Raw genomic sequence first — 11,062 nt, 5'->3', positions numbered from 1 at the left:
TTGCGTGGTGGAAATGGCTCTTCTTGAAATTATTGATTGGCGAGCCTTTTCCGCCATTTCCACACGCCAGGCATCACCAACAGAGGAGTTTTTTATAGAAAAAATAGCAACTTCTAAGAAAACCTGCTAGTCAAGCCCCTTAGCATTATGAAAGGAAAGATTACGCCAAACCCAACACGCCGTCTCAAAATCTATTTGTTCGGGATATTTTGCCTCTGTTTTGCGCTTTACCCTTACCTTTCAGACGAAATAAGGGCCAACTATCGAGGCAATGTCCCGGTAATCATCTATCTCCTTGGGGTTGCGCCCAACTTTTTTGCAGCCATTGGCGTGTCTGCGTTTTTGGTGGGTGCCAAACTGGAGATGACCAAGCCGCAGAAGGCCCATACGTGGCATGCCAGGAACCTACATATATGGGCTGCCCTGCTTTCGTCGGCAGGGTTGATCGGCTGGGAGTTTTTGCAAATTGTAAGTCGCAGGGCAATATTTGATTGGAACGACATTCTGTGGACCTTGATTGGTGCGGTTGTTTTTCTGCTGTTGTGGTACGCAGCCCCTTTTAAGCACAAAATACCTCGTCTATCTTGTCGGGCTTCCTCATGATATATCCCTCCTGCTGGGCTACCACAGGTTTGGCCCAAATTGACTGGTAGTGTCCTGCTGATTCAGGGCCAGTACACGCTCGCCTGTCCTGGGTACAAAGGCTGCTACGTATATCAGGGTCGCTATTCTTGGGGCACCTTGCTGGCAGCAGAAGAAATAAGCAATCCGTCCATGCGATGCCCCACCCATATCACCGGTTCCTCCACTGTGTTAAGGGCTTCGATGAGCTGCCTTTCATAACTTCCTAAGTAATCGCTGCGATAGGCGCGCAATTATTGCCGTGGCCTGCCAGGTTTACCACGTGCACCTGGTGTCCCTGCTGCTCCAGCCGGGCCTTAGCTTAAACCAGCTGGTACCATCCACCATGGCACCATGTACCAGCAAAAAAGTCTTGGCCTGGCTGCTACCTACAGCAGCCAGCAATAAGAGCGTTGTACAAAGCACCTTCTTCATCTGCAATGAGGGTACGTTTAGGGTTACACAGCAGAAGGTTGATGCGCCGGCATAAAACCAAAATGCTTGGCCGCAACTACACCCTGTAGCGGCACACAGCTGCCCCCATAGCGCCTTGGCCCCACGCAGGCACAGCGCTTAACGAAAAGGCCCCCAGCTATGGAAGGCTTTGTATTCCAGGGGCTTTAGCCTTTCCTCGGCATAGAGCCTAGGTCGCCCACTTGTTTCCAATGCAAAAAGCATAGCCCTTGGGTGCATAACCGAAGGGCTGTTTCAGGAAGTACTCCGATGGGGAGCATGGATAAAGATACCCCGCCCGCAAGGCCTATCTGCTCAAGTTTTAGCCTGCCATCCAGGCAGGCCCATCAAGTTCTGGGTAGTGGTCCCCTGCGACTTCAAGCTATAGGGGGTGGAGATCATTCGCAATGATACGTCCCTGCCTGGCAGTTTACGGGAGGCCCATAGGTCCTCCACGCGCAAATAGCACCCAGCCAGGTCAATTATTCGCCCCGGATGGCAATTGGGCACCGATCTTGTGCTAGTTTTACTGTCGGGCTGCCCCCGTATGCCGCCCCAGCCTGCACCTAAATATACGTATCATACCCTGCATCCCCGTCTTCGCCATGCATACCACGCTAGCCACCCGCTTAGATCAGTCCGTACGCGTTATTCCAGACTTCCCCAAGCCGGGCATCCAGTTCAAGGACATCAGCCCCATCCTGCTAGACCCCGGGCTGGTGCACGACTGTGCCCGGGCCCTGGCAGCCCCCTACCGGTCGGCGGGCATCACGCTGGTAGCGGGCATTGAGAGCCGGGGCTTCCTGCTAGGCCCCATGCTGGCACAGGAGCTGGACTGCGGCTTTGTGATTGTGCGTAAAAAGGGCAAACTGCCAGGCAAAACTGCCGAGCGCACCTACGACCTGGAGTACGGAACCGCCACCATAGAGGTGCACACAGACCATATAAAGCCTGGAGACCGGGTGCTGATACACGATGACCTGCTGGCCACCGGGGGCACGGCAGCGGCAGCGGGCCACCTGTGCCTGCAGCAGGGTGCCGAGCTAGCCGGCTTTTGCTTCCTCATCGAGCTGGCAGCACTGAGGGGAGCCGAGAAACTGAGCACAATTCATCCGTCGCTCGTTTCATTGGTCCGTTATGATTAGATTTGCAGCGTTTTATTCCGAGACTGCTCGCCAGACAGCTATTATTAAGTATTTGTTTCTGAAAACCCCTCCATCACCATGTCAACTGTATCAACACAAACCACCGGCCTATCCTTTGCGCCCACCGAGCTACAGCTGCAAATCCAGGACATGGTCCGCAAGTATGGCGAAGAAAAGATACGCCCCCATGTACTGGAGTGGGACGAAGCCCAGTACTTCCCGGTAGCGGTATTCAAGGAGCTGGGGCAGCTAGGCCTGATGGGCATGCTGGTGCCAGAGGCCTATGGCGGCAGTGGCCTGGGCTACCATGAATATGTAACCGCAATAGCCGAGCTGGGGCGTATATGCGGCGGAATAGGCCTGAGCATGGCTGCGCACAACAGCCTGTGTACCGGCCACATCCTGCAGTTTGGCAGCGAGGCGCAGAAGCAGAAATACCTGCCCAGGCTGGCAACAGCAGAGTACATTGGTGCCTGGGGCCTTACCGAAGCGAACACCGGTAGCGATGCCAGTAACATGAACACCTATGCTGAGCGGGATGGAGACCACTGGGTAATAAACGGTAGCAAGAACTTTATTACGCATGGCAAAAGCGGAGACGTAGCCGTCATACTGGCCCGTACGGGCGAGCGGCGCATGCCCAGCAACGCAACAGCCTTCATCATAGAGAAGGGCACGCCTGGCTTCAGCGCCGGCAAGAAGGAGAACAAGCTGGGCATGCGGGCCAGCGAGACTACCGAGCTGATACTGGAACAGGTGCGCATACCCGATAGCCAGCGCATGGGCCAGGTGGGAGATGGCTTTCACCAGGCAATGAAGGTGCTAGACGGCGGGCGCATCTCCATCGCTGCCCTTAGCCTGGGCATTGCCAAGGGTGCCATGGACCATGCCCTGAAGTATGCCCAGGAGCGTGAGCAGTTTGAAAAACCCATATTCGACCACCAGGCTATTGCCTTCAAGCTGGCCTGGATGGCCACGGAGATAGAGGTAGCGGAGCTGCTGACCCACCAGGCTGCCGACCTGAAGAACAAAGTCCAACAGATGACCAAAGAGAGTGCCATGGCAAAATATGTGGCCAGCGAGGTATGTGTGCGGGTGGCCAACGAGGGCGTGCAGATACACGGGGGCTATGGATACATAAAAGACTATCCGGCAGAAAAGTACTACCGCGATGCCAAGCTGTGCACCATAGGCGAAGGCACCAGCGAGATTCAGCAGTTGGTGATTAGCCGCCAGCTGGTTAAGTAGTACAGATCCCGACTTTGTACCGCTATGCGCCTGTGGCTTTTTATCCTGTGTGTAGCCCTGCAGGGGCTGCCGTGCTGTACAAGCAAGCCCGCACGCAATGGCCATGCGGCCGCGCGTGCACACCAGCGGCTGGCGAGCCAAACAGCCCGCCTGAAGCACCGAATAGACAGCCTGCAAGTAGCAGAAGACAGCCTGTTTGTACGCAAACCACGGCAACTGTGGCCAGCCCATGTATATGATTTTGTGCAGAAGGACTCGCTGAGCCAGGTGGCGTTCGGGGCCTACCGCCGGCAGTTTTCGGAGCAGCTACGGATGCTGGAGCAGCTATACCAAGCCAGCAGCCAGCTGCTGACAGACCTAAATGCCGAAGACCCCGTAGACCTGGAGGCCGCCAGGGGCCAGGCCGAGGTCCTACTCAGGCAGCTGCACCATACACTGGCCGAAATCGATAGCAAGCTGGCAGCCTGGCAGCCCGGCTACCTGAACTACCTGGCCAGCTGTGCCCAGGGCCGCTGCCAAACTGCACCGGTACCCCTGGCAGAAGCCCACGCACAGCCCCGGGCCGCGCAGCCATAGGGCCGCCAACTGTGGCATGTATTTTGCGTATTTTTGTGTATGAGGCTGCCTCAAACATCCTGCCTATGTGCCGCGTACAGCTTACTGCTGCTTATGGTGGTAGCTGCTGAGCTGGCAGCTGGCGCGCAGGCACAGGGCTGGCAGCGAGACGATGGCAGGTACTGGGCACCGGCAGACCCGGTAGATCGCAGGCCGATATTCTTCACGGAGCCTGTCACCGTGCAGCCCCCCTACCTGGCCGACCCTGTGGAAGCCCAGCGCGAAGCGCGCAGGCGGGCACGGCAGATGCACAAGATAACCAAACTACGCGCAGATGTACTGAAGGTGTATGCCCTGGCCAAACTGAGCGGGCGGCTACTGCGCGAGACGAATGACAAGCTGGCCACCATGCCAGACGAAAAGACACGCAAGGCCTACACCAAGGCCCTGGAAAAGCAGCTAAAAGAGGAGTACGAAGGGCAGCTGCGAAAACTCACCCTCTCGCAGGGCAAGGTGCTGATCAAGCTGATTCATCGGGAAACCAACAACTCGGCCTATGAGCTGATCAAGGAATACCGCTCGGGCGCATCGGCTGTCTTCTGGCAGACGCTGGCTACGCTATTTGGCGCAAACCTGAAAAATGGCTACCACCCCACTACGGATGTGGAGGATGCCCAGATTGAATACATCGTACTACAGTTCGAGTCGGGCGACACCTCGCTGTACTAGCACAACAGTAGCCCGGCCTCTATCCCTACCCTGCCTGCACCGTGCCGTAGCTGGCATCTGCATTGCAGCAATCTACACGGCACGGGCCGACCTAGGGGCAAGTCTGTTTCTCCCCCGCATGGATGTTCCCCATACCCGATAGTAGGCTGGTATGACCGACAGGAGGAGGGGAAAAGCCCCCCCCGAGCCCCGGTAGTTCCGTGTCGGGATCAAACAAGAAAAGCCCCACGCGGGGCTTTTCTTGTTTCATTACCGTTGAAATAAGTGGCTAGAAAAAGGGTATGAATGAATTGCTATTCACCCTGGCCCTTGGTGTAGCCATCCTGACCGTCAAACAGATACAGATGCTCCGTCTTGATAAAGTCTACCCCGGCGGCTTCCAGCTTGCCTAGCACGGCTATCACGTCCTTGTGCTTCACACTGCCATTTTTTCCCTTAAAGCGGCAGCGCCAGTGGTCGGTACAGAAGGTGCTGGGGTGCCCATCGGGCCATACCTTGGTTCCCCGGTTAGAGATCATGCCCAGGGCCAGGCTGTCCGTACCGGCCTTTTGTATCTCCTGTGCCAGTTTTTCTGGCTCAAAACCAGGCCAATGCACAAATACATCCACGCCTACCAGCTCTTTTGTATGGGCGGGTTTGCGGGTGGTAATGGTATAGCGGTTGGTATCCATCGGCTTTGCATCCTTATTGTAGCGCACCGGCTTCAGCTGCTTGGGCTCCTGGCCCAGGCGGGCAATTACCGCATCGGCAAACTCGCGCGTACCCACCTTTTCCTTGCTCACACCCTCGCGGTAGATGTCGTAGGTATGCACGCCATCTTCCAGCGTCTTTATCCAGGCGTTTTGTACTTTTTCGGCCACGTCGGGCTGGCCTATGTGCACCAGCATCTGCACGGCACCGTTCAGCAGGCCGCTGGGGTTTGCCATATTCTGGCCCGCCCGGCGGGGGGCACTGCCGTGTATGGCCTCGAACATGGCATAGCCCGCGCCGATATTGGCACTACCTGCCAGGCCTACCGACCCAGCTATCTGGGCGGCCACATCGCTCAGGATGTCGCCATACAGGTTCTCCATCACGATCACATCAAAGTCCTCGGGGGTATCGGCCATCTTTGCCGCGCCAATGTCGATGATCCAGTGCTCTTTCTCAATCTGCGGATACTCGGCACCTATCTCGTCAAACACCTTGTGAAACAGGCCGTCCGTCATCTTCATGATGTTGTCCTTGCTGAAGCAGGTTACCTTTTTGCGGTTGTTGGCCACAGCATACTCAAAGGCGTAGCGGATAATCTTCTCGCAGCCGGGGCGGCTGATAAGCTTCAGGCACTGATATACCTCATCGGTCTGGCGGTGCTCAATGCCTGCGTAGGTATCCTCCTCGTTCTCGCGGATGATCACCAGGTCCATATCCGTGTGCTTGCTGCGCACGTAGGGGGTATAGGTGCGGCAGGGGCGAATGTTGGCAAACAGCCCCAATGTTTTCCGGGTAGTTACGTTCAGGCTCTTGAAGCCGCCGCCCTGGGGGGTGGTGATGGGTGCTTTCAGGAATACGCGGGTGCGCTCCAGGCTCTCCCAGGCCTCGGGGGCAATGCCGCTGGTAACGCCCTTGAGATACACCTGCTCGCCAATCTCGATGTACTCGGGCTTTATACGAGCACCTGCTGCCTCCAGGATACGCAGGGTGGCATCCATAATTTCGGGGCCTATGCCATCGCCTTTGGCTACCGTAATGGGTACTAGCTGATCAGACATTTTTAACTACTTAAATTAAATGGGGTTGCAACGTGATGAGGTTAAACGGGCTGTGCGCACGCACACCGCCTTGTGGCGCAAAGCTAAAAAAGAAACCCATACTGCAGACGGTGCCTTTTGGGTGCTTGTCGGTGTTTCGCTAGCTTTGTATACCTATGGCAAAGCAAGAACTACGCCCCATTCCGCGCACCATTACCCGCACACTAGAGGCTCCAGCCGTGCTTTTTAGCCAGTTTATGCACAATAAGCTGAGCGGAAGCATCATGCTGATCCTGTGCACGGCTGCGGCCATGATCTGGGCCAACAGTGCCTGGGGCGACAGCTATCAGCACTTCTGGCATACGCCACTCACCATCGGGCTTGGGTCGCACGCGCTCACCATGGGCCTTAGCCACTGGATAAACGATGCGCTGATGGTTGTCTTCTTCCTCTATGTGGGGCTGGAGATCAAGCGCGAACTACTGGTGGGCGAACTGAGCAGCCTGAAGAGGAGCCTGCTACCCATCATGGCCGCCCTGGGTGGGATGCTTTTTCCGGCGGCGGTGTATTTTTTCTTCAATGGAGGCGCGCGCAGCAGTACGGGCTGGGGCATCCCTATGGCTACAGACATTGCCTTCTCGCTGGGGGTATTGGCGCTGCTGGGGGCACGGGTACCCATTGGCATCAGGGTGTTTCTCTCGGCCCTGGCCATTGTGGACGATCTGGGGGCCGTGGTGGTCATCGCGCTTTTCTACAACGATCAGATAAACTGGGGCTACCTGGGAGCGGCAATCGGGCTGCTCGCGCTGCTTTACTTCCTGCTGCGCATACGCTACCGGATACCCATCCTGGCTACCCTGGTGGGCATAGCGGTATGGCTGCTGGTGCTACAGAGTGGCATACACGCCACCATAGCCGGGGTGCTGCTGGCCCTGGTAATACCGGCCACCACACGCATCAACAGTGCCGAATTTATACATAATACGGAGCAGGCCCTGGGGCGCTTCAAGGGCATACCGGCGGAGAGCCGAGACACGTTTCGGAACCCCGACGGACTGGTGTATACACAGCAGATCCGCCAGGCCGCCACTGCGGTAGAAACACCGCTGCAGCGGGTGGAGCATAGCGTGGCGAGCTGGGTTGCATTTGCCATTATGCCGGTATTTGCCCTGGCAAATGCCGGTGTGCATCTGCACTGGGACAAGATAGCGGATGAAGTTTTCAGCCCGGTAAGCCTGGGGGTTGCCCTGGGGCTTATCGTGGGCAAGCAGGCTGGGGTTACCTTTTTCAGCTGGCTCAGCATCCGCACCGGCATGGCCAGCCTGCCCCGTGGCACCAGCATGCCGCAGATCTATGCCGTAAGCTGGCTGTGCGGCATCGGCTTCACCATGAGCCTGTTTGTAAGCGAGCTAGCCTTTACCGATCCGGCCTTCAAGGAAACGGCCAAAATAGGCATCCTGCTGGGCAGCATCATTTCGGGCTTGGTTGGTTTTTATTTGCTCAAGTGGATCTTGCCCGCCAATGCAGCCGAGGAGGTGGAAGCCGTGCACCAGATGGCACCGGACGTAGACCTGCAGCGTACGCAGGGATGGAGCCAAACCCGAGCCTAAAAGCCAGCTGTGCGGGCCAGGCCCCGCATAACGCGCGAGACCCTGGGGGGGTATGCCCTGGTTTTTTGCGCATTCAGTTGGCTTTTACAAGCCCCCCATCTGCCATAGTTGCAGCTCACCGGGGGGCTCTAGTGCGCATCCAGCCAGTTGGGCCCAGCGCCTATCTCTACCACAATGGGCACTGCCAGGCTGGGCATGGCTGCCTGCATGGCCTCGGTCACCAGGGGTTTCAGTGCTTCCAGGTCGTCCTGGTGCACCTCCAGCACCAGTTCGTCATGCACCTGCAGCAGCAGCAGGGCGCGCAGGCCTGCCTGGTCTAGTGCTGCCTGCGTGCGTATCATGGCCAGCTTGATCATGTCTGCCGCCGTGCCCTGTATGGGGGTGTTGATGGCGTTTCGCTCCGCAAAACCCCGGACGGTGGCATTGCGGCTATCTATGTCGCGCAGCAGGTGGCGGCGGCCCATCAGCGTATAGGCATAGCCCGTGTGGCGGGCACGCGCCACACAGTCTTCCATATAGGCCTTCACCCCGGGGTATTGGGCAAAGTAGCTCTCAATAATGTGCGCCGCTTCGGCACGCGAGATGCCCAGGCGCTGGCTGAGCCCATAGGCAGTAATGCCGTAGATGATGCCAAAGTTTACCATCTTGGCTTTGCCCCGCATCTCGCGGTCTACCGCCCCGGGGTCTACGCCAAACACGCGTGCCGCGGTGGCGGTATGGATATCGGCCCCATCGCGAAAGGCGGCCAGCAGGTGCTGGTCTCCACTCATGGCTGCCATGATGCGCAGTTCTATCTGGCTATAGTCTGCACTTAGCAGCAGGTGCTGGCCGTCTGCGGCCACAAAGGCCTTGCGCACCTCTCGGCCCCGGGCCGTGCGGATGGGTATATTCTGCAGGTTGGGGTTATTGCTGCTCAGGCGGCCTGTAACAGCCACTGCCTGGTTGTAGCTGGTGTGCACGCGGCCCGTAAGGGGGTTTACCAGCTGGGGGATGGCGTCCACGTAGGTGCTTTTCAGTTTGGTCAGCTCGCGGTAGTCCAGCACCCGATCGGGTAGCTCGTAGCCCATGGCTGCTAGGCTACTCAGCACTTCCTCGTCGGTGCTGTACTGGCCGGTTCGGGTCTTTTTGGGCTTGGCCAGCTGCAGTTTTTCGAAGAGGACTTCGCCCAGCTGGCGGGGGCTATTGATGTTGAATGTTTCGCCGCTCAGGTCGTATATCTGTGCTTCCAGGCTGCGCAGCTCCTGCTTCAGCTCGGCGCTATAGTCCTCCAGGAAGGGTACATCTACGGTTATGCCCGTGCGTTCCATACGTGCCAGCACGGGCAGCAGGGGCAGCTCTACCTGCTGCAGCACGGGGTTCAGCCCGGCAGCCTCTACCTCGGGGGCCAGCTGCTGGTACAGCTGCCAGGTTATGTCAGCATCCTCGGCGGCATACTCAGCCACCTGGTCTACAGGCACCTGGCGCATGCTTAGCTGCCCCTTGCCCTTTTTGCCTATCAGGCTGGTAATGGGCATGGGGGCATAGTTCAGGTAGGTGGTGGCGAGTAGGTCCATGCCGTGGCGCAGGTGGCTGTGGGCTACATAGTGGGCCAGCATGGTATCGTACAGCTCGCCCTTCAGGCCTATGCCATAGTTGCCCAGGATGGTTAGGTCATACTTGAGGTTCTGGGCCACCTTCATTACCTGCGGGTCCTCCATCAGGGGGCGTATCCATTCCCACTGTTCCTGGGCGGCCTCCTGATCTTCGGGGAATGGGATATAGTAGCCCGTACCGGCCTGCCAGCTGAGGGCCAGGCCCACCACCTGGGCTTGCAGGGCATCCAGGCCGGTGGTCTCGGTATCGAAGCAGATGGCGGGCTGGCGGCGTGCCTCTGCCACCAGTTTTTCTATCTCTGCCCGGCCCGCTACCAGCTCGTAGTGGTGGGGCGTATCGGCCAGGCTGCGGTATAGGCTGGGGCCCTCCACTTGGTCGGGGCTGTCTGAGTCGGCAGGGGTTGTGTCGGGGCCGGCGGGGGTACTAAATAGGTCGGGGGCTTGCGGCAACCCGGCCTTCCCGTTTGCCGGTGCGCCGCCCAGCAGGCGCTGGGCCAGGGTCCGAAACTCCCACTTGTGCAGCAGCACCTCCAATGCCTCTTTGTCGGGCGCCTCCAGCACCAGGCTGTCCAGGTCCAGGGCTATGGGGGCATCGGTGTAGATGGTGGCCAGCTGCTTGCTCATCCGGCCCTGCTCGGCATGGGCCTGTATGGTTTCTCGCACACTTTTCTTGTCTATTTCGCCTGCATGGGCTATCACTTCCTCCAGGGTGCCATAGGTTTCCAGCAGGCTGAGGGCGGTTTTTTCGCCTATCTTGGGGATGCCGGGTATGTTGTCTATGCTGTCGCCCTTCAGGCCCAGCAGGTCGGCTATCTGGGTGGGCGCTACGCCAAACTTCTGCTGAACCCCCGCTGCATCCAGCAGCTCCTGGGGGGCAAACTTGCTACTGGGGCGCAGCAGGTACACGTGGGGCTTTACCAGCTGGGCATAGTCCTTGTCCGGGGTTAGCATGTAGCAGTCTATGCCCCGGGCAGCGGCCTGCCAGGCCAGGCTGCCGATCACGTCATCGGCCTCGTAGCGGTCCAGCTCCAGGCAGGGTATGCGCAGGGCCTTCAGCAGCTCCATTACCATGGGCACTGCGGCACGTATGTCTTCGGGAGCCTCTTCGCGGTTGGCCTTATAGGCGGGGTAGGCCTCCTCGCGCAGGGTGGGCACCCGGCTCTCAAAGGCTACACCCAGGTGGGTAGGCTGGTGGCTATTTAGCACCTCCATCAGGCTATTGGCAAAGCCATACACGGCCGAGGTGTTGATACCGGTGCTGGTAACGCGGGGGTTCTTGATAAACACAAAGTGGGCCCGAAAGATGAGCGCCATCGCATCGATGAGTACCAGCCGGGGGGGAGAGTGGGTTTCTGCCATGTGGCAAGATACGGACTAGG

Annotated in this window: 8 protein-coding genes; 6 read left to right on the top strand and 2 right to left on the bottom strand. The window is 58.2% G+C overall.

Annotation, left to right across the window (positions count from 1 at the left end; translation table 11 throughout):
* Positions 1-147: 147 nt before the first annotated feature.
* The 5 genes from LW884_11575 (at position 148) to LW884_11555 (ending at position 4,751) form a co-directional block, all read left to right on the top strand.
* Positions 148-603: a hypothetical protein gene (locus LW884_11575; GenBank protein ID MCE3008970.1), complete on the top strand. Its 456-nt coding sequence runs from the start codon at positions 148-150 to the stop codon at positions 601-603.
* A gap of 1,076 nt (positions 604-1,679) precedes the next feature.
* Positions 1,680-2,219 carry an adenine phosphoribosyltransferase gene (locus LW884_11570; GenBank protein MCE3008969.1) on the top strand — a complete coding sequence of 180 codons (540 nt, stop codon included), beginning with the start codon at positions 1,680-1,682 and terminating at the stop codon, positions 2,217-2,219.
* A 150-nt stretch (positions 2,220-2,369) separates the two neighbouring features.
* Positions 2,370-3,467 (top strand): acyl-CoA dehydrogenase family protein, encoded by a 1,098-nt coding sequence (locus tag LW884_11565; GenBank protein ID MCE3008968.1) that lies wholly within the window; start codon positions 2,370-2,372, stop codon positions 3,465-3,467.
* Positions 3,468-3,491: 24 nt separating this feature from the next.
* Positions 3,492-4,043 (top strand): hypothetical protein, encoded by a 552-nt coding sequence (locus LW884_11560; protein MCE3008967.1) that lies wholly within the window; start codon positions 3,492-3,494, stop codon positions 4,041-4,043.
* 93 nt (positions 4,044-4,136) lie between these two features.
* Positions 4,137-4,751: a DUF4294 domain-containing protein gene (locus LW884_11555; GenBank protein MCE3008966.1), complete on the top strand. Its 615-nt coding sequence runs from the start codon at positions 4,137-4,139 to the stop codon at positions 4,749-4,751.
* Positions 4,752-5,044: 293 nt separating this feature from the next.
* On the opposite strand, the gene LW884_11550 is transcribed toward LW884_11555, so the two are convergent.
* Positions 5,045-6,502 carry an NADP-dependent isocitrate dehydrogenase gene (locus tag LW884_11550; GenBank protein ID MCE3008965.1) on the bottom strand — a complete coding sequence of 486 codons (1,458 nt, stop codon included), beginning with the start codon at positions 6,500-6,502 and terminating at the stop codon, positions 5,045-5,047.
* A 155-nt stretch (positions 6,503-6,657) separates the two neighbouring features.
* Here LW884_11550 and nhaA point away from each other — a divergent pair, with 155 nt between their 5' ends.
* Positions 6,658-8,091: a Na+/H+ antiporter NhaA gene (nhaA, locus tag LW884_11545; protein ID MCE3008964.1), complete on the top strand. Its 1,434-nt coding sequence runs from the start codon at positions 6,658-6,660 to the stop codon at positions 8,089-8,091.
* A gap of 128 nt (positions 8,092-8,219) precedes the next feature.
* Here the strand turns inward: nhaA and polA are convergent, their stop codons facing one another.
* Positions 8,220-11,042 carry a DNA polymerase I gene (polA, locus tag LW884_11540; GenBank protein MCE3008963.1) on the bottom strand — a complete coding sequence of 941 codons (2,823 nt, stop codon included), beginning with the start codon at positions 11,040-11,042 and terminating at the stop codon, positions 8,220-8,222.
* Positions 11,043-11,062 lie beyond the last annotated feature (20 nt).

The sequence above is a fragment of the Bacteroidota bacterium genome, from assembly GCA_021300195.1.
In the GTDB taxonomy this organism is placed as follows: domain Bacteria; phylum Bacteroidota; class Bacteroidia; order J057; family JAJTIE01; genus JAJTIE01.
This window is presented reverse-complemented; position numbering and strand designations above follow the sequence as displayed.